Source organism: Streptomyces pilosus (assembly GCF_014649835.1).
Lineage (GTDB): Bacteria > Actinomycetota > Actinomycetes > Streptomycetales > Streptomycetaceae > Streptomyces > Streptomyces pilosus.
Genome location: NZ_BMTU01000001.1, coordinates 448,190 through 469,456, shown reverse-complemented (window position 1 = coordinate 469,456; position 21,267 = coordinate 448,190). Strand labels below are relative to the sequence as shown.

Below are 21,267 nucleotides of genomic sequence, written 5' to 3'. Positions count from 1 at the left end.
TCACGGACCGGCCAGTGCGACGAGCCGCACCGCCAGCTCGGTGAACGGCCCGTCGCCCGGCTCGTTCTTCAGCACGGCGCGCAGCAGCGCGGCCAGCTCCTCGTCACGGGAGGCGGCGACGGCGGCGAGCGCGGCGAAGTCCTGCACCAGCTGGGCCTCCAGCTCCTCGCGCGGCACCCGCCGACCGTCCAGCCAGATCAGCGCCGTCGACTCGACGAGCGAGACCCAGGACCGCACCACCAGCTCCAGCCGGGCGGGCGCCGGGCCCACCACACCCATGTGCGACAGCATCTGCTCGTACGCGGCCTGCCGTACGGAGTCGACCAGGGCGTTGGTGGCCGACGACCCGACCGCGGGGCCGCCGCGCATCAGGGCGGCGAAACCGGGGCCGTGCTCCTCCACGAAGTCGAAGAACCGGGCCATCACACGCCGCAGCCGTGATCCCAGCGGGCCCTCGTGGGGCTCCACGAACCGGGACGCCAGGTCCTCCGAGGCCCGCCTCAACGCGGCCTCGTACAGGCTGAGTTTGCCGGGGAAGTAGTGATAGACCAGCGGGCGTGAGATGCCGGCCCGCGACGCTATCTCGTCGATGGAGACCTCGTCGGGAGAGCGTCGGCTGAACAGTTCGAGGGCCACGCCGATCAACTGCTGCCGCCGCTCCTCCACTCCCATCCTGCGGCGTACCCCGGTAGTCATGCGAACACCTTACCGATCAGATCCGGCCTCGAACGGTCCGGACCGGCCGGCGGTGTTCACGCCGTCAGCGCAGCCCGCCGACCGATCGCCCGTCCTCCAGTCTCCCCCGGAGGTCCGCCCGCGCACCCTTCTCGGCACGGACGGTCAGCAGGTGGCCCCGGGACGACCCCTCGATCCCGCCCGTCGCCCTGACCGACGCGGTGTCGCGGCTGCCGGCGGCCAGCAGGTACCAGCCGCCCGACCCCGACCTCCACAGCACCCCGGCGAGCACCCGCGGCTCCTTGACCCCGCACTCCGGCACGTCCTGCGCCGTCGCCGCCACCGCCCCGGACCGGGCGCCCGGCGGGTGGAACTGCGCCAGCACCCTGGTCCCGCCGCCCCGCCAGGTCTCGGCCCGTGTGCACACCCACTCGGCCGACCCGTCCGACCCGGGCAGCGGCTGCTCGGCGAACACCCAGGCGTTGACGCTCCGCACCCCCGCCGAGCGCACCGCGGCCAGCGAGCAGGCGTACGGCGCCCAGGTGCGCAGCGCCTTCGCACCCGAGGCGTCCCGCGGCGACCGGGGAGGTCCCGCGGTCAGCCGGGCCGGGACCAGCTCGCCCAGGTCGGTCAGCAGCCGGGTGCCCGTGCCGTTGCTCAGGCGCAGCACGTTCCAGGAGGTGCAGGGGCCCTCCCGCAGCGCGGGGCTCGCCAGGGGCGAGGTCACCCCGTCGGCGAGGGTCAGGGCCATCGCGCCGGAGCCCGGCGCGCGCAGGTCCCGCTCGGCCGCCGCACGCACCCAGGGGGCCGTCAGATAGCGGACGTTGCCGTCGGTCCGGCTCAGCACCACCGCGCCGGAACCGGCCCTGCCCGCACCGTCGGCGCGGGCGAGGTCCAGCACGACGCCCCCGGTGTCCTCCTCCGGTTCGGCGTACCGGACGACGCGCAGACCGTCGTGGAGGAGCACCACCCGCGCGGTGTCGACCGTGCCCGCGTACAGCAGCTGGGGCGGTCCCGCCGGCCCGCCGGCCGGGGTGCCCGGGGTCGCCGACACCCGCACGCCCTTCCCGGGCCGCGCCCAGACGGCCAGCGCACGGCGCAGCAGCGCCCGGTCGCCGGTGCGGTCGCCGCGCGCCGGCCACACGGAGAAGTCGGTGCGCGCGGACGTCCGCCACGCGGCGGGGGAGACCCGGGTCAGTTTCCCGGGGTCCAGCGCGGCCCGTGCGGCCGGGTTCCGCGCGTACGGGGGAGCGGCGGCACCGTCCGCGCCCCAGCCGTCGCCCGGCAGCGCGAGCAGCGTCCCGCACACCGTCAGCGCCGCCCCGCCGACCAGTGCGGCCTTCAGGTGCCGGCGGCGGCGCAGCAGATCCGTCGGCCTGGCCTGCAACGAGCAGGCGTCGAACTCGCCGGAGTCCAGCAGCCGGTACGGGTCGGGGATCCGGTCCGCCTCCACCAGCGCGCCCTCGGCGTCCGCGACGCCCGCGGCCAGGAGCACCTGGCGGACGTCACCGTCCGGGAGCCGCTCGAAGCCGCGCAGCGCGTGGGCGGCACGCGCCGGACCGGACAGGGCCGACAGCCGCTGGTCCAGGGCGAGCTCACCGGCGCCGCCGGGGCGCGGGAACAGCCTCAGCCCCCACACCCGCGGCAGCGCCGGCGACTGCGCCCACCGTCCGCCGCGGGCCCCGCGCCTCAGCGCCGTGCGCACCACCCGGAGCCGGACCAGCGCGTATCCCGGGTCGCCGGCCCGGCCGGCCTGCTGGGCCGGGATCAGCGGCGCGGGGGTGCGGCCGCGGGGCAGCGCCCGCTGCACCAGGCCGTGCGCGGTGAGGACCCGCCTGCGCCGGCCCATGGAGGCGGGCAGCACCAGGTACGCGAGCCGGACCAGCCGCGGGTAGTGCTCGACGAGAGCGGCCTCGGCCTGCTCGACGTCGACGACCGGACCGGCCGGTGAGGAGGGCGCGGCGGGCTGGGCGGCATCCTGTGACTGCACGCCCAGCAGAACGACCGAACGGGCGGATGGTCACCTGACCCGGCCCGGCATTTGAGCACGGCGGGCGCCGCGTCCGTATGGGAGGCCGAGGGCCCCGCGCCGGGGCTCCGTGCGGCGTGTCGCCGTCACGATGCCGCCGTCAAGGACCGGAGGAACACATGAGGGTGACCCGACCGATGCTCGCGCTGACCGGCGCGGTGGCGGCCCTGGCGTTGGCGGGCTGCGGAGCCGGGAGCTCGGACGAGGACCAGGTGCCGCCCACCGCGACGGGCAGCCTGGAGCACCTGGCCGCCGAGGCGAAGTGCGAACCGAACATGCAGACCGACGCCGACACCATCCGCCAGGCGCTGTGCAAGAAGGGCGGCGAGAAGTACGTCCTGGCCACCTTCGCCACCGATCGCGGCCAGCGCGAGTGGCTCAACACCGCCAAGGACTACGGCGGTTACTACCTCGTCGGCCGCAAGTGGGTGGCCGTGGGCGAGGAGCGGACCGTCACGGCCCTGCGGAGCACGCTCGGCGGGACCATGGAAGAGGGCTCGGAGCACATGAACCCCGGTGGCAGCCACAACCAGGGCGGCCACCACGGCTGACCGGTTCGCGGGCCGGACGGCGAAGAGGCCGGCGGTGGGATCTCCCACCGCCGGCCTCTTCCCGTCACCGGGCTGCCGGGCTACCGCACTACTGGCAGTCCTGGCCGCTGTTGATGCACTCGACCATCTCGTTCATCAGGTCCTCGTCGAAGAAGTTGATGAAGTCGTTGTGGTCGGTGATCGGCTTGTGCAGCTGCTCCGGGAAGGAGTCGACCGCGAACGGGTTCACGACCTGCCCGTTCTCGATCTGCGGGGCCGGGATGTCGTCGTACACCAGGCGGACCTGGAGCTGGGGGATGGCCTGGAAGCCGTTCGAGCAGGTGCCGTCCGCCTCGACGAAGTCGACGTGCGTGCGGTGGTTGGCGCTGTCGATGTTCTGGCCGTCCCAGCAGCTCTGGAAGGCGGACGTCCGCACCACGCTGCTGCCCTCGGGGCAGATCGGGTACTTGTCCGTCACCTGCCGGTCCTCGAAGCCGGTGCAGCTCCAGGCCGTGTTGGCGTTGTTCAGGCCGTTGGTGAAGGCCTTCGCGTCACCGGTGATGATGCGCAGCGCCTTCGGCATCGCGACGACGTCGCTCGTGCGGTTGCCGACGAACTTCAGCTCCGCCGCGGAGGGCGCGACGATCTTGCCGACGTTGCCGTCCTGGCCGCCGCCCGGCTGGCCCTGGTCGATGTCCTGCGTACCGTCCTGGATCCGCAGCACCGGCCAGAAGTACGACGACCGGTCGCCCTGGTTCTGGCAGGTGGTGTCGCCGTTCGCCAGGTCCTGGTCGCTCGCGAAGGCGGTGTTGGCCTGGTTGCCGACGTAGTCGTGCTGGTGCTGGGCGCCATTGCTGACGCCGGGAGCGACGATCACGTTGTCCGAGTTGCGCAGCGCGTTCTCGTTGGTGCCGCACTCGGTGGTGAAGGAGCCCGTCGAACCGCCGTCGCCGTTCGCGGCCAGCCCGTTGGGCAGGTTGCGGGAGTTCGGCTGGACGTCCTCGATCCTGATGAAGTCGTCCGCCACGGGGCCGTTCTGCGCCTGGCCGCCGTTGCCCTGCTCGCCGCCGTTGTTCTGGCCACCGCCGTTGTCCTGGCCGCCACCGTTGTCCTGGCCGCCGCCCTGGTCCTGGCCACCGCCGCCCTGGTCCTGGCCGCCCCCGTCGCCGGTGTCCGGCTGGTCGACGGGAACGCCCTGGCACCGGGCGAACCGGCCGAAGTCGCGCGGCGCCTTGCCGCCCGCCCGGTTGATGTTGATGCCGATGCGGTCCAGCGTGGCCGTCCGCTTGGACTTCAGCGGCCCGAGGATGGCGTTGTCGACGTAGTTCGCGTCACCGGCCTGGGCCTGGCGGGTCTCCGCCAGACGCGTGTACGCGTCGGTGATCTGCCGGTCGAGCGCCGCCAGTTCCTTCGCCACGCCCTTGCGGGCGCCGCGCGGCACCTTGGTCAGCTTCTGGCCGACGTCCGGACAGTTGATCGTCGCGATCTGCGCGTTCCGCGACTTCGTCCGGTTGTGGTGACCTCCGTCCTCGTGGGCCGAGGCATAGAAATTGGCCCAGACCAGCCCGCCCCCGCCGAGCGCCAGAGCCGCCGCCCCGGCGGTCACCTTGGTCGCCAGCGGCATACGACGTTTTCTTGTGTTGCGTCCCATGGAACTCCTCTTGACCTTCCTTACGGGGGCATCCCATTGCGGGGCATCGAGCGGCCCGACAGGAGTGAAGCGGCTCCCTTGAGTACGGAAGCCGCCCCACGGGTGTTCACCCGTCCCGCGAATCGGTGGAAAGTCAGTACGGCCACAGGGGTTTCAACAGGCCATATAACACCGGGAGTTGCTGATCGCACACCCGGGGTGAGGCGGTGCGTCCGGTTTCACCGGCCCCGGTCGAGATAGGCGAGAACCGCCAGCACGCGCCGGTTGTCGTCGTCCGAGACCTCCAGGCCCAGTTTGGCGAAGATGTTCGCTGTGTGCTTGGCGATCGCCCGTTCCGTCACCACCAGCCGGCCCGCGATCGCCGCGTTGGTCCGCCCCTGCGCCATCAGCTCCAGCACCTCCAGCTCCCGGGGCGTCAGCCGCGCCAGCGGCCGGTCGCCGCCCGACCGCCGTGCCAGCAGCTGCTGGATCACCTGCGGATCCATCGCCGTACCGCCCGCCGCCACCCGCCGTACGGCGTCCACGAACTGCTCGGCGTCGAACACCCGGTCCTTCAGCAGGTAGCCGACCCCGCCACTGCCGTCGGCGAGCAGCTCGCGCGCGTACAACTGCTCCACGTGCTGCGAGAGCACCAGCACCGGCAGTCCCGGACGCCGGCGGCGCGCCTCGAGCGCGCACTGGAGGCCCTCGTCGGTGTGCGTCGGAGGCAGACGGACGTCGACCACGGCGACGTCGGGTTCCCGCTCGGCGAGGGCCCGGGCCAGCTCGGGACCGGACTCCACGGCCGCCGCGATCTCGAAGTCGTGGGCCTCGAGCAGCCGGACGAGTCCGTCGCGCAGCAGGAACAGGTCTTCGGCTAGGACAACGCGCAAGGGATCTCCATGGTGACCATGGTGGGGCCGCCCGCGGGGCTGCTGACGGCCAGGACGCCGTCGAATGTACCCAGGCGCCGCTCCACCCCGGCCAGTCCCGAACCGGCCCCGGTCACCGCGCCGCCCCGGCCGTTGTCGGTGACGCTCACCCGCAGATGGTCCCCGGCGTGGTGCAGGTCGACCCAGATGCGGTCCGCGCCGGAGTGCTTCACCGCGTTCGTGAGGACCTCGCTCACCGCGAAGTACGCGGCCGACTCCACCGGCGCCTCGGCCCGCCCGGGCAGCTCCACGCTCACCTCGGTGGTCACCGGCAGCCGCAGCGCCAGCGCCCGCACCGCGTCACCGAGGCCGCGCTCGGCCAGTACCGGCGGATGGATGCCCCGCACCAGCTCCCGCAGCTCGGTCAGCGCCTCGGCGGAGGACTGCCGCGTCCGCGTCAGCAGCTCACGGGCCTGTGCCGGGTCCTTCTCGATCAGCGCCTCGACCGTCCCCAGGTCCATCCCCATCGCGACCAGCCGTGCCTGCGCCCCGTCGTGCAGGTCCCGCTCGATGCGCCGCAGTTCGGCGGCGGAGGTGTCCACGGCGTCCCGCCGGGTCTCGGTCAGCACCCGCACCCGCTCGCTCAGTTCACCGCGCCGCGCACCCAGGACGGCCCGGGTGAGCAGGAAGTGCCCGTGCAGCAGGCGCACGGCGAACAGGTGCGCGACGAGCAGCAGCCCGAGGGCGAGCACTCCCGCGCCGAGCGCGGACGCCTGCCCGTGCACCGGAACGAAGCCGTACCAGTACCCGTCGGGCATCACCCGCCACAGGCCGATCGCCAGCGCCAGCCCCTCCAGCGGGTAGACCACCAGCGCGAACGGCAGCAGCGCGGTGACGAACCCGGCGGTCATGTCGACGGGCAGCCACCGCAGGTCCCGCCAGGTCGCCGGGTCGCGCAGCATCCCGAACGTCCGGGCCCAGGGATTGGCGTCCGCGGGGAGCGGCCGGTACGACGGGGGGATCCGCACCCCGCCCCACTCGGCCGCCAGCACCCGCCGCCAGTTCGCGAACGTCCGCACGCCCCGCAGCACGTACGGCGTGGTGACGATGCCCACGCCGATCGGTATCAGCGCCACGGACACCAGGGTCAGGACGAAGCACAGCACCGATCCCGGCAGCGACACCAGCGTCAGCGCCAGTCCCCGTACCGCGGCGCGCGCCATGCCCCGTGCCCTGCTCCGCCCGTCGCCGTTCTTCCAGTCGATGGTCATGGGCATCAGTCTGGGCGAGCCGGAGCGCGGGCACACGGGGCCCGGCCCCCGGACCGGGGGTGGTGCTGCCTACACCCCCCGGTCCGTGCCCAGCACCTTCGCCTCCACCTCCGGGTCGAGCCCCTTGAGGGTGCGGTCGGGACGCTGCGGCGCGGTGCCGCCGATCTCCGTCAGCCAGCGCCAGGTGTCCGCCACGGTCTCGGCCACCGGGCGGCAGCGCAGCCCCGCGGCGACCGCCCGGGAGACGTCCGACGAGTGCAGCGCGTCGTGCAGGTCGCTGCCCGGCGGCACCCACACCGGCAGCTGCGTCCACGGCTCGATGCCCGCCTCCAGGACCACCTCGGGCGCGGTCCACCGCAGCTCGGCGGTGCCTCCGGTCGCCCGCACGCACGCCTCCAGCAGCTCGCCCGTCGTGGTGTGCCCCTGCGGGGAGACCAGGTTGTACGGCCCGCTCAGCCCCTGCTCCGCCGCCCCGAGGATCCACTCCGCGAGGTCGCGGACGTCGACGTACTGCAGCGGCAGTTCCCGCGGTCCCGGGGCGAGGACCGGGCCACCGCGCGCCGTCCGGTTCAGCCACCAGGGCAGCCGCCCCACGTTCTCGTACGGGCCGAGGATCAGCCCCGCCCGTACCAGCAGCGACCGGTCCGCGCCGAAGGCGTCCACGGCGGCCAGCTCGCCGCCCCGCTTGTCCCGCGCGTAGTCCGTGAGGTCCGCGTCGGGGGAGGCGCCGTCCACGACCGGAGCCTCCTCGGAGTACCCGGCGGGCGGGGCCCACGCGTACACCGAGCAGCTCGACACGTACACGAACCGGCCGGCGCGGTCCCGCAGCAGCCGTGCCGCGTCCCGCACCGCGCGCGGCGCGGCCGACCAGGTGTCCACGACGACGTCCCACTCCCCGGGGTCCTCGTCGAGCGCGGCCAGACCGTCCGGCGCGGTGCGGTCGCCCACCAGCGTCCGTACGCCCGCCGGGGCCTCGTGCCGGCCCCGGTGGAAGACGGTCACCTCCCAGCCCCGTCCCACGGCCGCCTCGGCGACGGCCCGGCCCGCGAACTCCGTACCACCCAGCAACAGAAGTCTCATACCGGCGACTCTGCCCGCCCGGGCGGCGGGAGGGAACAGGGATCTGCTGACGGCAGACCGGGCCGCGCGGCTCAGCGGCCCGCCGGCGGGACGTACTTGTAGCCGACCCGGCGCACCGTGCGGATCGTGTCGCGGTGCTCGGCACCCAGCTTGCGGCGCAGCCGGGCGATGTGGACGTCGACGGTGCGGCCGTCGCCGACGTGGCCGTAGCCCCACACCGTGCCGACCAGCTGGTCCCGGGTGTGCACCCGGCCCGGGTGCGCCACCAGGTGGGCGAGCAACTCGAACTCCAGGTAGGTGAGGTCGAGCGGGCGCCCGTCCACCTCGGCGGTGCGCTGCACGGCGTCGACGCGGACGAGGGGGTCGCCGACGGGACCGGCGGGCTCCGGTGCCGCCACCGTGAACGGCGGCTGCCGGTCCGCGGGGACCAGGACGAGATAGCCGACCATCGGGGGCCGCCCGGGCAGCACGGGCACCGCGTTCGGCGGCGCGGGCAGCCAGGTGGCGCCGGGCGGCAGCAGGTCGGCGACCGTCACCACCTCGTCCCGCTCCACGGCACGCAGCCGGGGCGGGGCGGGAACGGCGGGGGAGACGGAGGGGAGGGAGGACAGGGAACGGGTGGTCGCCATGAGACGTCAGCTCTTTCGCGCGAAGGGTTCGTCGAGGACGTACGCGGTGCGCGGCGGCCGAAGGCCGGAAGGGGATCCGGGCGTCAGAGGGCCGGCGCGTTCGTCGCGCGACAACACACCCGGTCGAAGTCGTGGTGCTGACGGGACGGCCAGAACGGCTCGAGGTCACTGCGCCTCGTCGCCTCGCACTTCCGGTAGCCGGCCATGTGCCTATTGAAGCAGACGACGCGAGGGGCGCCCACCGTGAACGGCGGACGCCCCTCGTGACGACTGCGGGTCCGGATCAGATCTGGCCGGCCTTCTCCAGCGCGGTGCAGCACGTGTCGACCATCAGACGGGTCACCACGTACGGGTCGACGTTGGCGTTCGGACGGCGGTCCTCGATGTAGCCCTTGCCGTCCTTCTCGACCTGCCACGGGATGCGCACCGAGGCGCCGCGGTCGGAGACGCCGTAGGAGTACTCGTTCCACGGGGCGGTCTCGTGCAGGCCGGTGAGGCGGTCGTCGATGCCGGCGCCGTAGTTCTTGACGTGGTCCAGGGGCTTGGAGCCCTCACCGAGCGACTCGCACGCGGTGATGATCGCGTCGTAGCCCTCGCGCATCGCCTTGGTGGAGAAGTTGGTGTGCGCCCCGGCGCCGTTCCAGTCGCCCTTGACCGGCTTGGGGTCCAGGGTGGCGGAGACGTCGAAGTCCTCGGCGGTGCGGTAGAGCAGCCAGCGGGCCACCCACAGCTGGTCGGAGACCTCCAGCGGGGCCAGCGGGCTGACCTGGAACTCCCACTGACCGGGCATGACCTCGGCGTTGATGCCGGAGATGCCCAGACCCGCCTTCAGGCAGTTCTCCAGGTGCGCCTCGACGACGTCCCGGCCGAAGATCTCGTCCGAGCCGACGCCGCAGTAGTAGCCGCCCTGCGCGGCCGGGAAGCCGCCCTCGGGGAAGCCGAGCGGGCGGGCGCCCTTGAAGAAGGTGTACTCCTGCTCGATACCGAAGACCGGCTCCTGGGCGGCGAACTTCTCGGCGACCTCGGCCAGCGCGGCACGGGTGTTGGACGTGTGCGGCGTCATGTCCGTGTTCAGGACCTCGCACAGCACCAGGACGTCCTCCCCGCCGCGGATGGGGTCCGGGCAGACGAAGACCGGCTTGAGGACGCGGTCGGAGGCGTGACCCTCGGCCTGGTTGGTGGAGGACCCGTCGAAGCCCCAGATCGGCAGGTCGGCGCCCTTGGCGTCGTCGCCCAGGATCTTCGTCTTGGAACGCAGCTTGGCGGTCGGCTCGGTGCCGTCGATCCAGATGTACTCGGCCTTGAAGCTCACGGTCCACATCCTTCGGGGGTGGGTCTGGCGCGCTTGTGCGGGTGCTGCGGCGCTGCGGCACTGGGGCGCCGCCGTCGATGTCACGCAGCTTGTCAACAGGCGATTTCCCGGCCATTGCCCGAATGTGAACCCCGTGTTACCTGGCGCCGGTGTGCCCCGCCCCGCTCAGTGAGGGGGAGCGGGGACGGGCGCGGTGTATGCGATGGACGCGCCGGGGCCCGCCGCTCCCGACCGTGAGCAGCGGGCCCCTGGGGTGGGAATCCGGGTTTCACCCCACCTTCTCGATCACCGCGCGGCGGATCAGGAACTTGCCGGGCTCGCGGACCTGCTCGAAGGCGGCGTTGTTGAGCAGCACGCAGCTGCCGGACACCGAGGTGACCTCCACCGTCGTGGACTTGTCGTTGTCCAGGTTGGTGACCTTCAGCTTCGTCCCGGCCGGGAACTGGTTGCTGGACGCGGCCGGGGCGCCGCCCTCCCCGGACAGGGTCACGGTCGAACCGTTGCAGACCTGCTCGCCGGAGGCCGCGGCACCCTCACCGCCGGCCTGGCCGCCGCCCTGGTCCTGGCCGCCCTGACCCTGGTCACCCTGGGCGGGCTGCGACGGGGCGGGGGGCTGCTCCGGCTGCGCGGTCTGGGAGCCCTGAGCCGACTCCCCAACCGTGCACCCGGACGCCTCCTGCTGGACCTTGATCTGCGCGATCACCGCCTCGCGGTTGGCGATCCGCGCCTGGGACTGGGCGTCCGGGGCGGCCCGCTGGCCCTCGATGAACCTCTCGTTGTTGCCGAGCGCGGTGGCCAGTCCCTGACACACCGTCGAGTTCGCCGCCGACTTGGTGGCGGCCGCCGGCGGGGTGGCGTTCGACGTGGTCGCCATGACGACGGCACCGCCTCCCGCCACCGTGGCGGCGCTCAGCAACAGCGCGAGCTTCTTCTTCGGACCGAGACTTCTCCTGCGCGACATGCGCGCCTCCTGAAGAGGTAGGGGGGCGTACGCCGCTATGTACGAGATACCGAACGGAGTTGCTCAGCCGTCCCGCCAAGTATCCCAAGTGGCCTGCGTCACAGACCGGTTCGGCGGGTGAGGGCGTCCCGGACCGCTTCCTCCGAGCGGGCCACGACCGCCGTCCCGTCGTCCGCCGTGATGATCGGGCGCTGGATCAGCCTCGGGTGGGCGGCCAGCGCCGCGATCCAGCGGTCCCGCGCGGAGGCGTCCCGCGGCCACTCCTTGACGCCCAGCTCCTTCGCCTCGGGCTCCTGGGTCCGTGTGATGTCCCAGGGCTCCAGTCCCAGCCGCTCCAGCACCGCGCGGATGTCGTCCTCGCCCGGTACCTCCTCCAGGTAGCGGCGGACGGTGTAGTCGGCCCCCTCGGCGTCGAGCAGGCCGATGGCGGAACGGCACTTCGAGCAGGCCGGATTGATCCAGATCTCCATGCCGCACACGGTACGCCGCCACCCTCGCTGTTCGAATTCGGAGACCGTGTGCGCGGGTCTGGCGGGACCGGTGGTGCGGGACGTGAAAACCTGCCCTTACCAGCGCATTTGACGGCTCGAAAGGGCCTGCTGATTGTCAGTGCCGGGCAGTAGAATGGAAGCAGTGTTCGAGGGAATCGCCGGGGTCGTCGTGGACTCCGGCCGAGCGCCCCGACCGCGACAGGAGGATGCCCGTGCCCGCTGCCGCCCTGAAGCCGAAGCCCCTGCCCACCCAGTCCACCGCGACGCGTCCCGTGCTGCTGGAGCTGCCCTGCGCCCCGGTGGAGAAGAGCCCCCTGCCGGCGGGCCGCCCGCGCGAGTGGTACGTCACGCACAACCGCCGGCTCAAGGCGATGCGGCTCGCCATCGCCCTGCTCGACTCCGGCGTCTACCTGCCCGCCCAGGCGCGTGACGAGAGGATCCGCAGCACGGCCGCCCTGATCGGCGTCCACCCGCCCTCGGACACCACGTGCCACATGGTGCGCGCCTTCATGCGCTACAACCGCTGACACCCGCCCCGGTGCCGGGCGCCCCCGCCGTGCGGGGCCGTCCGGCACCGCGTCGTCCCGGAGCGCGGGCCGCGGCGATCAGTACGGCCGGAAGTTGACGTACCCGAGCAGCAGGATCACCGCCACGACACAGCCGAGGACCACGGCCGTCGACACCCAGGGGGAGCGGCCGGAGGACGCTCTGTGCTCCGGGTCGGCGCGGAACGGGACCGGTCCGGGCGGGTTGTCCTTCCAGCGGGCGGCGAGCATGCGGGCCCGCGCCGACGGCTCCTTGTGCGCGGCGCCGTCCGCCCACGTGAGATCGAACTCCCGCTCTTCGTCGTCCCTTTCGGACATCCCCGTGACTTTCTCTCGAACAGCAGTGTCAGACCAAGGATCCCTCTCCGGCCGGGAAGAAGGAAGCTTTCCGGTCAGCCGACGGATCGGCGGACGCATCGGCGTACGGACGGCGGCGCCCCCGCTCCGGGACCGGAGCGGGGGCGCCGTACGCACACGTCACACGCGTGACGGGTGGATCACACGTCGAAGTACAGCTCGAACTCGTGCGGGTGCGGGCGGAGCTGGAGCGGGGCGATCTCGTTCTGGCGCTTGAAGTCGATCCACGTCTCGATCAGGTCCGGCGTGAAGACGTCGCCCTGGAGGAGGAACTCGTGGTCGGCCTCCAGGCGGTCCAGCACCGCGCCGAGGGAGGTGGGGACCTGCGCCACGTTGGCGTGCTCCTCGGGAGCCAGCTCGTAGAGGTCCTTGTCGATCGGCTCGGCCGGCTCGATCTTGTTCTTGATGCCGTCCAGGCCCGCGAGCAGCAGGGCGGAGAAGGCCAGGTACGGGTTGCCGGAGGCGTCGGGGGCGCGGAACTCCACGCGCTTGGCCTTCGGGTTGGAGCCGGTGATCGGGATGCGCATCGCGGCGGACCGGTTGCGCTGCGAGTACACCAGGTTCACCGGGGCCTCGAAGCCCGGCACCAGACGGTGGTAGGAGTTCACCGTCGGGTTGGTGAAGGCCAGCAGCGACGGGGCGTGCTTGAGGATGCCGCCGATGTAGTAGCGGGCGGTGTCCGACAGGCCGGCGTAGCCCTGCTCGTCGTAGAAGAGCGGGTCGCCGCCCGCCCACAGCGACTGGTGGACGTGCATGCCGGAGCCGTTGTCGCCGAAGATCGGCTTCGGCATGAAGGTCGCGGTCTTGCCGTTGCGCCAGGCGACGTTCTTGATGATGTACTTGAAGAGCTGGAGGTCGTCGGCGGCGGCGAGCAGCGTGTTGAACCGGTAGTTGATCTCCGCCTGGCCGGCGGTGCCCACCTCGTGGTGCTGGCGCTCGACCTTCAGGCCGGCCTTGGCCAGCTCCAGGGACATCTCGGCGCGCAGGTCGGCGAAGTGGTCGACCGGCGGGACCGGGAAGTAGCCGCCCTTGTAGCGGACCTTGTACCCGCGGTTGTCCTCCAGGGCGCCGGTGTTCCAGGCGCCCGCCTCGGAGTCGATGTGGTAGAAGGACTCGTTCTCCGACGTCTTGAAGCGCACGCTGTCGAAGACGTAGAACTCGGCCTCCGGGCCGAAGTAGGCGGTGTCGGCGATCCCGGTGGAGGCCAGGTACGCCTCGGCCTTCTTCGCCACGTTGCGCGGGTCGCGGGAGTACGCCTCGCCCGTGATCGGGTCGTGGATGAAGAAGTTGATGTTCAGCGTCTTGTCACGGCGGAACGGGTCGAGCCGTGCGGTCGACAGGTCCGCGCGCAGCGACATGTCCGACTCGTGGATCGCCTGGAACCCGCGGATCGACGACCCGTCGAACGCGAGCTCCTCGTCGGGGTCGAACGCCTCGGCGGGGATCGTGACGTGCTGCATCACACCCGGCAGGTCGCAGAACCGGACGTCGATGAACTTGACGTCCTCGTCCGCGAGGTACTTCTTGGCGTCGTCGGCGTTCTGGAACATCCAGCTCCTCCTACTCCCGACCGTCCCGCCGGGGTGGTAGATCGTCTGTGCTGCCGGGCGTGGGCGGCACTCGCTGCACTCGACCCTAGGGACGGGTCATTTCTCGTGCGTGACCCATTTGTTTCGCACAAGTTAACCAGCCCCTCTCCCACGGTAGCCCCGGCGCACCCCGCCGTCCTGTGGTCATGTCCGTGCGCAGTACCGTGGACGGGTGGACAACAGGCAAGCAATCGGATCATGGCTGTCCGGGCCCCGCGCGGCCCTGGAGGACGCCGGTGCCGACTTCGGTTACCGGGGCGAGCAGCTGGGGCTGCCGGAGGACGGACCGGGCTCGATCGCCCGCCCCGGCCGCAGGCTCGGCGCCCTCGCCGTGGACTGGGGTCTGTGCATGCTGATCGCATACGGTCTCATCACCGACGGCTACGACGGACAGACGACCGGCAACTGGGCGCTGCTGGTGTTCCTGGTGCTGAGCGCCCTGACCGTCGGCACGGTCGGGTTCACCCCGGGCAAGCGCCTGTTCGGGCTGCGGGTCGTCGCCCTGGACAGCGGCCGGGTCCAGCCGCTGCGCGGTCTGGTGCGCTCGGCCCTGCTGTGCCTCGCCGTCCCCGCCCTCGTCTGGGACCGCGACGGGCGCGGTCTGCACGACCGGCTGGCCCGCACGGTCGAGGTGCGGATCTGAGCTCCGCCTCCGTCAGGTGACGGAGACGCCGCTGGGGGCGCCGGAATCCATTCCGGCGCCCCCAGCGGCGTCTTCACGTCAGGGGTGGGGCTCAGCGGCCCCGCTGGCCGCCGCCGCCCTTCGGCAGCTTCATCCCCTTGGGCATCGGACCCTTGGGGAGCGGCATGTTGCTCATCAGGTCGCCCAGGGCCCGCAGCCGGTCGTTGGTCGCGGTGACCTGCGGGCCGGAGAGCACCCGGGGCAGCTTGAGCATCGTCGTGCGCAGCTTCTTCAGCTCCACCTGGCCCTCGCCCGTGCCCACGATCAGGTCGTGCACCGGGACGTCCGCGACGATGCGGTTCATCTTCTTCTTCTCGGCCGCCAGCAGGCTCTTCACCCGGTTCGGGTTGCCCTCGGCCACCAGCACGATGCCGGCCTTGCCGACCGCGCGGTGCACCACGTCCTGGCTGCGGTTCATCGCCACGGCCGGCGTCGTCGTCCAGCCCCGGCCGATGTTGTCGAGCACCGCCGCGGCGGCGCCCGGCTGTCCCTCCATCTGCCCGAAGGCCGCCCGCTCGGCCCGGCGCCCGAACACGATCGCCGTCGCGAGGAAGGCGAGCAGGAAGCCCAGGATGCCGAGATAGATGGGGTGCCCGATCAAGAAACCGATCGCGAGGAAGACACCGAAGGTGACGATTCCGACAGCCGCGAGTACAAGACCGATCTTCTTGTCGGCCCTGCGGGTCATCTTGTAGGTCAGGGCGATCTGCTTCAGTCGCCCGGGGTTCGCAGCGTCCGCTGCGGTTTCCTTCCTCGCCATGCCATGAAGTCTACGTGTCCCCCGGAGCGCCTTCGACGGCAGTGCCGGGGGTGACGGGCCTCAGGGGCGGGGGGCGACGGTCCGGTCGAGGACCCGCTGGGTCTCGACCCGGTCCTTGGCGCGCCGGCGGTCCTCGAGCACGGAGGTCCAGGCGTTGCGGCGGGCGGTGCGCTGACCACTGCTCATCAGCAGCGACTCGACGGCGCGCAGGGCGGTGGTGAAGGACGGGATGGCGGTGGCGCGGACGGGCGCGGCCTGCATGGCGGCGGTCTCCCTCGGAGCGGGCGGGTAGGGGTGTGCGCGGTGTACGTGCGGTGATTCCAGGCTCACTGACTGGTGTTACCAGGGCGTGACCAGCCGGTCAAACAGGCATGAAGCCCAGGTGCGCGGCCCCGGAACGCCGACGCGGTCCCGACCTGTGCCCTCATCTGCGAGGACGGTCGGGACCGCGTTCTCTCGGCCACTACTGACCGGTAGGGCCTTGTGCGTGACTTCACACGCTCTGTCCGGCGCCCCGGCCGGGGCCGCCGGGGCCGGTTCAGACGGCCTGGGAGGCCACGTAGGCGCCCCGCTTCTCCACCGCCATCTGGTAAAGCCGGCCGGCGCGGTACGAGGAGCGGACGAGCGGGCCGGACATCACACCGGAGAATCCGATCTGCTCGGCCTCCTCCTTCAGCTCCACGAACTCGTGCGGCTTCACCCAGCGCTCCACGGGGTGGTGGCGCACGGAGGGCCGCAGGTACTGCGTGATGGTGACCAGTTCGCAACCCGCGTCGTGCAGCTGCCGCAGCGCCTCGCTGACCTCCTCACGGGTCTCGCCCATGCCGAGGATCAGGTTGGACTTGGTGACCAGGCCGTAGTCACGGGCCTCGGTGATGACCTTCAGGGAGCGGTCGTAGCGGAAGCCGGGGCGGATCCGCTTGAAGATCCGGGGAACCGTCTCGACGTTGTGCGCGAAGACCTCCGGGCGGGAGGAGAAGACCTCGGCCAGCTGCTCGGGCACGGCGTTGAAGTCGGGGGCCAGCAGCTCGACCTTGGTGCGGCCGTCGGCGCGCTCCGCCGTCTGCGCGTGGATCTGGCGCACGGTCTCCGCGTACAGCCAGGCGCCGCCGTCCTCCAGGTCGTCGCGGGCGACGCCGGTGATGGTGGCGTAGTTCAGGTCCATGGTGACGACCGACTCGCCCACGCGGCGCGGCTCGTCACGGTCCAGCGCCTCGGGCTTGCCCGTGTCGATCTGGCAGAAGTCGCAGCGCCGGGTGCACTGGTCGCCGCCGATGAGGAAGGTCGCCTCCCGGTCCTCCCAGCACTCGTAGATGTTCGGGCAGCCGGCTTCCTGGCAGACGGTGTGCAGACCCTCGCTCTTGACCAGGTTCTGCATCTTGGAGTATTCGGGACCCATTTTCGCCCGGGTCTTGATCCACTCGGGCTTGCGCTCGATGGGGGTCTGGCTGTTGCGGACCTCCAGGCGCAGCATCTTGCGTCCGTCGGGTGCGACTGCGGACACGACCGGCTCCCTAGCGATTGATTCTTCGGCGTGCTCAAGCGTACGCCCGTGGATGTGAAGGCCCGGCGAGGGTGTGGCCCTGCCGAGGGCGGCCGCCCCCGGTCCTCGCCGCGACCTGGGCGCCCGGAGCGTTCAACGCCGGGCGGGCGGCGTTTATGCCGGTGTTCTCTCGATCTCCCGCGGCTTCAGCTCGGCGTTGAGGAGGATGTCCTGGAGGTGGCGTTCCACCACGGGGAGCACCTCGTCGATCGTGATGTCCCGGCCGAGTTCGTTCGCCAGGGAGGCGACGCCCGCGTCGCGGATCCCGCACGGGATGATCTTGTCGAACCACTTGTTGTCGGGGTTCACGTTGAGCGCGAAGCCGTGCATCGTGACGCCCTTGGCCACGCGGATGCCGATGGCGGCGATCTTGCGGTCCTCGCGGCGCTGGCCGGCGTTGGACGGCGCGTACTCCGGGCCGTTGAGACGCGGGTCGAACTCGTCGTCCTGCAGCCGGGGGTCGAAGTCGAGGGAGAGCCCGCCCGGCGCCGGACGCTGCTCGACCGGGTCGCCGAGGACCCAGACGCCGCTGCGGCCCTCGACCCGCGTGGTCTCCAGGCCGAAGTCGGCGCAGGTGCGGATCAGGGCCTCCTCCAGGCGCCGGACGTGCGCGACCACGTCCACCGGGCGGGGCAGCTTCTGGATCGGGTAGCCCACCAGCTGGCCGGGTCCGTGCCAGGTGATCTTGCCGCCGCGGTCCACGTCGATGACGGGCGTGCCGTCGAGGGGGCGCTCGCTCGCCTCGGTGCGCCGGCCGGCCGTGTAGACCGGGGGGTGCTCCAGGAGGATCACGGTGTCGGGCGCCTCGTCGGCGAACCGCGCCGCGTGCACCCGGCGCTGCTCGTCCCAGGCCAGCTGGTAGTCGACGGCCTCGGCCCCGAAGCCCATCCGGACGAACCGCAACTCACTCACGGCGACACGCCTCCCAAGAACGTCGTCGGGCGCGCGACGCGCCCACGCCACTGTACGTCCGCCGGCCGCCCGTCAGCTTTCGGGTCAATCCTCACACGATCGGATGAATGCCGGTTGTTGCCTGCGATCGGGTGCTCACTCTCCGCTACATTCGCGCCGTCCCATGACGCCGAACGGGCTGCTCACAGGCAATCCGGGCACCCCACAGCCGGAAGGCAGGAGACCGCACCGCAGATGACGGAACGACCCGCGCAGCGCACGCCCAACCGACAGCTCGCCGCGCTCATCGCAGAAGCGGGGTTCTCCAACGCGGGACTCGCCCGTCGCGTGGACCAGCTCGGTCTCGAACACGGGCTCGACCTGAGATACGACAAGACGTCCGTCACCCGCTGGCTGCGCGGGCAGCAGCCGCGCGGGACGACGCCGGCGCTGATCGCCGAGGTCTTCACCCGGCGGCTGGGTCGCCGGCTGACCGCCCAGGACCTGGGGCTCGACGCGTGCGCCCCGGTCTACGCGGGACTGGAGTTCGCGGCCGGCCCCGAGGAGGCCGTCGACATCGTCAGCGGGCTGTGGCGCAAGGACTCCGGCAGCCACGCCGAACTGCGCAAGATCGCGTTCACCTCGGCGGGGCTGGTCGTGCCGAGCCGGGACTGGCTCATCGGACGGGCCGACGAGAAGGTCGCCCGCGCCGAACCGCCGGCCCGGGTCCCCGCCCAGGGGCGCCCCGCCCCCCGCGCCCTGCTGCCGTCCGACCTCCTCGCCCGCAGGCGCGGCACCGCCGAGCGCGGGCCGGGGCAGCGGGTCACCGGCGGTGACATCGCCGCCCTGCGGTCGGTCGGCGAGCTGTTCCGCACCCTCGACGACGCGTACGGGGGAGGGCACGCCCGTCAGGCCCTGGTGCGGTACCTGGAGCACGAGTGCGAACCGATGCTGCGGGGGACGTACGGCGAGCAGACGGGCCGCCGGCTGTTCGCCGCCGCGGCGGACCTGACCCGGCTGGCCGGCTGGACCTCGTTCGACATCGCCGCGCACGGGCTCGCCCAGCGGTACTTCGTGCAGGCGCTGCGGCTCGCGCAGGCGGCGGGGGACCGGCCCTACGGCGCGTACGTCCTGGTCACCATGAGCCGGCAGGCCGTCTACCTCGGCCACGGGCGGGAGGCCGTACAGCTCGCGCGGGTCGCCCAGCAGGGGGCGGGGGGCTCCGCGCCGGCCGCCGTGCAGTCGCTGCTGCACGCCGCGGAGGCGCGGGGGCACGCGGTGCTCGGGGAGGTACGGGCCGCCACCGCGGCGCTGGTCCGCGCGGAACGCGCCCTGGAGAGCGCGCGGGCGGGGGACGAGGTGCCGTACTGGGCGCGCTTCTTCGACGAGGCTCAGCTCGCGGACGAGTTCGGTCACTGCCACCGGGACCTCCAGCAGTTCCGGGCCGCCGCCCAGCACGCGGAGCGCTCGCTGCAACTGCGCGCGCCGGGGTACGCCCGGAGCAGGCTGTTCTGCCGGATGGTGCTGGCCACGGCGCGGCTGGGGCTCGGCGAACTTGACCAGGCGTGCCAGCTGGCGGCGGAGGCCGCCGGGCAGGCGGCCGAGATGCGCTCCGTCCGGGCGCTGGAGTACGTCCGTGACTTCGAACGCAGACTGGACCCGTACCGGGACGCGGCCCCGGTCCGCACCTACCGCGACAGGGTCGCGGCCCACGGCTGACGACAACCCGCCGCCCGCGCGGGCGACCCGGAGGCCGCCCACCACCCACCGCCACCGCGGGCAGTCGTGCCTCCCCCAGTGCCCCGAGGGCCTGGGAGGCACCCCAGGGCGGCACGGGTGGACGTGACGGCACCCGCTGTCGCCGGGCCGCGCGAGCACCCCCGGCGCACACCCGCGCCGGGGGTGCTCACCGGCCCGGCGGCAGCGTCACGCCGCGTGCGCCGTGGCCACCGGATCCGCCGTGTGCAGCGAACCGTTCACTCCCAGGTCCGCGAGCAGCGCCGCCGCCGCCCGCCCGGCCGAGTGCAACGCCCCCTGCACGGACCCCGTGTCCCGGTGGTCCCCGCACACGTACAGTCCCGCCAGCAGCCGTACCGGCCGCCGCAGGTCGTGCGGCGGCCGCATCTGCGGTACGGCGTCCGCGGTGTGCCGCACCGCGAGCGTCTCCCACCGGGCCGTCGACACCCCGTACAACCGCGCCAGATGCATCCGCACCCCCGTGTCCACCCCCGCCGTCGCCGCCCCCAGGACGGTCGAGGTCACCAGCGTGCGCCCGGCGGGCGCGCGGGACGGGTCCACCGCGCTGACGACCGCCGTGTGCGCCACCGGCCCGCCCCGGTCGGCGTCCAGCAGCAGCGACGCACCGGTCGAGGGAACCTCGTCGGTCGTGTGGTGCACCACCGTCACCGGGTGGAAGGCCGGCACCCGCAGCCCCGGCAGCAGTTCCGCCGCCGCCCGCGCCCCCGTCGCGACCAGCACCGCCGCGCACCGGAACTCGCCGTGCTCCGCGGTGGTCACCGAGGTCGTCGACACGGACGTGACCCGCACCCCCGTGCGCACCGTGCCCGGTGGCAGCGTGCGCGCCAGCCGCTGCGGCAGCGCCTCAGCGCCGCCCTCCGGCAGACACAGCCGCCCGCTCGCGAAGGCGTGCAGTGCCAGGTCCGCGCACCGGCTGGAGGTCGTCAGGTCCGGGTCGCACAACAGCGCGGCGAGCAGCGGGCGCAGGAAGCCGTCGACGGTACGGGCGGGCAGGCCCCGGGTCACCAGCGCCTCGGCGGCGGGCAGTTCGGGCCGCGCCAGCAGCCGTTCCACGGGCGTGCCCGCCAGCCTGGTCAGCGCCGCCCCCAGCCGGGCCTGGTCCACCGCCGTGCCCAGCGGGGCGCCGCTGCGGTGGCGGGGCAGGGACACCTGCCGGCCCGGCACGGCCACCGGCCTCCGGGGACCGGTGCCCGGCCGGGGCGTGCTCGCCAGGGTGCGCACCGCGTGCAGTGCGCCCCTCGCGCTGCGCGCCCCCCGTGCGCCTGGTTGTGCGCCGGCGCGGTGGTGCCGTCCGTCGCTGTGCAGCAGGACGCCGGGTGCGAAGGGCCTCAGCATCAGCCCGTCGAGCGCCGCGGCCTCCCGCAGTTGGGGATGTCCCGTGGACAGCGGCTGCCCGACCCTGTCGAGCCGGAAGCCGTCGATCTTCTCGGTCGTCATGCGACCGCCCACCTCGGGGGCTGCCTCCAGGACGACGGTGGTGACTCCTGCGCTGGTCAGTCGTCGAGCCGCGGAGAGGCCGGCGATCCCGGCTCCGACGACGACGACGTCCGCCTGGTACGTGGGCTCAAGCACGTCCCCTCCTCGAGGTTGTGCGGGCGCTGGAGACGTCATGCCCTCAACAGGCCCCAGGGATACCCGAGTTCTGGTCGAGGTTAGGTTCGC

At 72.7% G+C, this 21,267-nt stretch carries 21 protein-coding genes; 4 read left to right on the top strand and 17 right to left on the bottom strand.

What is annotated here, in order from left to right; genetic code table 11:
- Complete coding sequence (locus tag IE118_RS02170) at window positions 1-696, bottom strand: TetR/AcrR family transcriptional regulator (protein ID WP_189555489.1); 696 nt, start codon at window positions 694-696, stop codon at window positions 1-3.
- Window positions 697-760: 64 nt separating this feature from the next.
- Window positions 761-2,665 (bottom strand): hypothetical protein, encoded by a 1,905-nt coding sequence (locus IE118_RS02165; RefSeq protein WP_189555488.1) that lies wholly within the window; start codon window positions 2,663-2,665, stop codon window positions 761-763.
- Window positions 2,666-2,823: 158 nt separating this feature from the next.
- On the opposite strand from IE118_RS02165, the gene IE118_RS02160 reads away from it, so the two are divergent.
- On the top strand, window positions 2,824-3,255 hold the full coding sequence (locus IE118_RS02160) for a hypothetical protein (protein WP_189555487.1): 432 nt from the start codon (window positions 2,824-2,826) through the stop codon (window positions 3,253-3,255).
- Window positions 3,256-3,343: 88 nt separating this feature from the next.
- Here the strand turns inward: IE118_RS02160 and IE118_RS02155 are convergent, their stop codons facing one another.
- From IE118_RS02155 to IE118_RS02120, 8 genes are all read right to left on the bottom strand, one after another.
- Entirely contained in the window at window positions 3,344-4,885 is a 1,542-nt protein-coding gene (locus tag IE118_RS02155; RefSeq protein WP_189555486.1) for a DUF1996 domain-containing protein, read from the bottom strand.
- Between the two features lie 218 nt (window positions 4,886-5,103).
- Window positions 5,104-5,757, bottom strand: coding sequence for a response regulator (locus tag IE118_RS02150; RefSeq protein ID WP_189555485.1), 654 nt, complete (start codon window positions 5,755-5,757; stop codon window positions 5,104-5,106).
- Window positions 5,742-7,007 carry a sensor histidine kinase gene (locus IE118_RS02145; protein WP_189555484.1) on the bottom strand — a complete coding sequence of 422 codons (1,266 nt, stop codon included), beginning with the start codon at window positions 7,005-7,007 and terminating at the stop codon, window positions 5,742-5,744. Before IE118_RS02145 ends, IE118_RS02150 begins: the two co-directional genes overlap by 16 nt.
- Before the next feature lie 69 nt (window positions 7,008-7,076).
- Window positions 7,077-8,087, bottom strand: coding sequence for an NAD-dependent epimerase/dehydratase family protein (locus IE118_RS02140; protein ID WP_189555483.1), 1,011 nt, complete (start codon window positions 8,085-8,087; stop codon window positions 7,077-7,079).
- A 71-nt stretch (window positions 8,088-8,158) separates the two neighbouring features.
- On the bottom strand, window positions 8,159-8,716 hold the full coding sequence (locus IE118_RS02135) for a winged helix-turn-helix domain-containing protein (RefSeq protein WP_189555482.1): 558 nt from the start codon (window positions 8,714-8,716) through the stop codon (window positions 8,159-8,161).
- A 283-nt stretch (window positions 8,717-8,999) separates the two neighbouring features.
- Complete coding sequence (gene glnII, locus IE118_RS02130) at window positions 9,000-10,028, bottom strand: glutamine synthetase (protein WP_189555481.1); 1,029 nt, start codon at window positions 10,026-10,028, stop codon at window positions 9,000-9,002.
- A gap of 268 nt (window positions 10,029-10,296) precedes the next feature.
- A complete protein-coding gene (locus IE118_RS02125) occupies window positions 10,297-10,989 on the bottom strand; it encodes an SCO2207 family protein (protein ID WP_189555480.1) in 693 nt (230 codons plus the stop codon).
- A 98-nt stretch (window positions 10,990-11,087) separates the two neighbouring features.
- Window positions 11,088-11,459 carry an ArsC/Spx/MgsR family protein gene (locus IE118_RS02120; protein ID WP_189555479.1) on the bottom strand — a complete coding sequence of 124 codons (372 nt, stop codon included), beginning with the start codon at window positions 11,457-11,459 and terminating at the stop codon, window positions 11,088-11,090.
- A 233-nt stretch (window positions 11,460-11,692) separates the two neighbouring features.
- Here IE118_RS02120 and IE118_RS02115 point away from each other — a divergent pair, with 233 nt between their 5' ends.
- Entirely contained in the window at window positions 11,693-12,007 is a 315-nt protein-coding gene (locus IE118_RS02115) for a hypothetical protein (protein WP_189555478.1), read from the top strand.
- Between the two features lie 78 nt (window positions 12,008-12,085).
- Here the strand turns inward: IE118_RS02115 and IE118_RS02110 are convergent, their stop codons facing one another.
- On the bottom strand, window positions 12,086-12,343 hold the full coding sequence (locus IE118_RS02110; protein WP_189555477.1) for an SCO2583/SCO2584 N-terminal domain-containing protein: 258 nt from the start codon (window positions 12,341-12,343) through the stop codon (window positions 12,086-12,088).
- 179 nt (window positions 12,344-12,522) lie between these two features.
- Entirely contained in the window at window positions 12,523-13,932 is a 1,410-nt protein-coding gene (gene glnA, locus IE118_RS02105; protein ID WP_189555476.1) for a type I glutamate--ammonia ligase, read from the bottom strand.
- Between the two features lie 211 nt (window positions 13,933-14,143).
- On the opposite strand from glnA, the gene IE118_RS02100 reads away from it, so the two are divergent.
- The gene (locus IE118_RS02100; RefSeq protein ID WP_189555475.1) at window positions 14,144-14,614 is read left to right on the top strand and encodes an RDD family protein; all 471 of its coding nucleotides are present in this window, start codon (window positions 14,144-14,146) and stop codon (window positions 14,612-14,614) included.
- Window positions 14,615-14,705: 91 nt separating this feature from the next.
- Here the strand turns inward: IE118_RS02100 and IE118_RS02095 are convergent, their stop codons facing one another.
- From IE118_RS02095 to lipB, 4 genes are all read right to left on the bottom strand, one after another.
- Window positions 14,706-15,413, bottom strand: coding sequence for a DUF4191 domain-containing protein (locus IE118_RS02095; protein ID WP_189555474.1), 708 nt, complete (start codon window positions 15,411-15,413; stop codon window positions 14,706-14,708).
- 60 nt (window positions 15,414-15,473) lie between these two features.
- Entirely contained in the window at window positions 15,474-15,674 is a 201-nt protein-coding gene (locus tag IE118_RS02090) for an SCO2195 family GlnR-regulated protein (RefSeq protein ID WP_189555473.1), read from the bottom strand.
- A gap of 277 nt (window positions 15,675-15,951) precedes the next feature.
- On the bottom strand, window positions 15,952-16,917 hold the full coding sequence (gene lipA, locus IE118_RS02085) for a lipoyl synthase (RefSeq protein WP_189555472.1): 966 nt from the start codon (window positions 16,915-16,917) through the stop codon (window positions 15,952-15,954).
- 153 nt (window positions 16,918-17,070) lie between these two features.
- Window positions 17,071-17,868 carry a lipoyl(octanoyl) transferase LipB gene (gene lipB / locus IE118_RS02080; protein WP_189555471.1) on the bottom strand — a complete coding sequence of 266 codons (798 nt, stop codon included), beginning with the start codon at window positions 17,866-17,868 and terminating at the stop codon, window positions 17,071-17,073.
- Between the two features lie 234 nt (window positions 17,869-18,102).
- Here lipB and IE118_RS02075 point away from each other — a divergent pair, with 234 nt between their 5' ends.
- Window positions 18,103-19,566, top strand: a complete 1,464-nt coding sequence (locus IE118_RS02075) for an NsdA family TPR-like regulatory protein (protein ID WP_189555470.1) — start codon at window positions 18,103-18,105, stop codon at window positions 19,564-19,566.
- Window positions 19,567-19,773: 207 nt separating this feature from the next.
- On the opposite strand, the gene IE118_RS02070 is transcribed toward IE118_RS02075, so the two are convergent.
- Entirely contained in the window at window positions 19,774-21,177 is a 1,404-nt protein-coding gene (locus IE118_RS02070; protein WP_189555469.1) for an NAD(P)/FAD-dependent oxidoreductase, read from the bottom strand.
- Between the last annotated feature and the right edge of the window lie 90 nt (window positions 21,178-21,267).

Coding starts and splice junctions, on each gene's coding strand:
- IE118_RS02170 (WP_189555489.1), bottom strand. CDS start 696: ATGACTACCGGGGTACGCCGCAGGATGGGAGTGGAGGAGCGGCGGCAG.
- IE118_RS02145 (WP_189555484.1), bottom strand. CDS start 7,007: ATGACCATCGACTGGAAGAACGGCGACGGGCGGAGCAGGGCACGGGGC.
- IE118_RS02155 (WP_189555486.1), bottom strand. CDS start 4,885: ATGGGACGCAACACAAGAAAACGTCGTATGCCGCTGGCGACCAAGGTG.
- IE118_RS02160 (WP_189555487.1), top strand. CDS start 2,824: ATGAGGGTGACCCGACCGATGCTCGCGCTGACCGGCGCGGTGGCGGCC.
- IE118_RS02110 (WP_189555477.1), bottom strand. CDS start 12,343: ATGTCCGAAAGGGACGACGAAGAGCGGGAGTTCGATCTCACGTGGGCG.
- IE118_RS02090 (WP_189555473.1), bottom strand. CDS start 15,674: ATGCAGGCCGCGCCCGTCCGCGCCACCGCCATCCCGTCCTTCACCACC.
- IE118_RS02120 (WP_189555479.1), bottom strand. CDS start 11,459: ATGGAGATCTGGATCAATCCGGCCTGCTCGAAGTGCCGTTCCGCCATC.
- IE118_RS02140 (WP_189555483.1), bottom strand. CDS start 8,087: ATGAGACTTCTGTTGCTGGGTGGTACGGAGTTCGCGGGCCGGGCCGTC.
- IE118_RS02135 (WP_189555482.1), bottom strand. CDS start 8,716: ATGGCGACCACCCGTTCCCTGTCCTCCCTCCCCTCCGTCTCCCCCGCC.
- IE118_RS02095 (WP_189555474.1), bottom strand. CDS start 15,413: ATGGCGAGGAAGGAAACCGCAGCGGACGCTGCGAACCCCGGGCGACTG.
- IE118_RS02075 (WP_189555470.1), top strand. CDS start 18,103: ATGACGGAACGACCCGCGCAGCGCACGCCCAACCGACAGCTCGCCGCG.
- glnA (WP_189555476.1), bottom strand. CDS start 13,932: ATGTTCCAGAACGCCGACGACGCCAAGAAGTACCTCGCGGACGAGGAC.
- IE118_RS02125 (WP_189555480.1), bottom strand. CDS start 10,989: ATGTCGCGCAGGAGAAGTCTCGGTCCGAAGAAGAAGCTCGCGCTGTTG.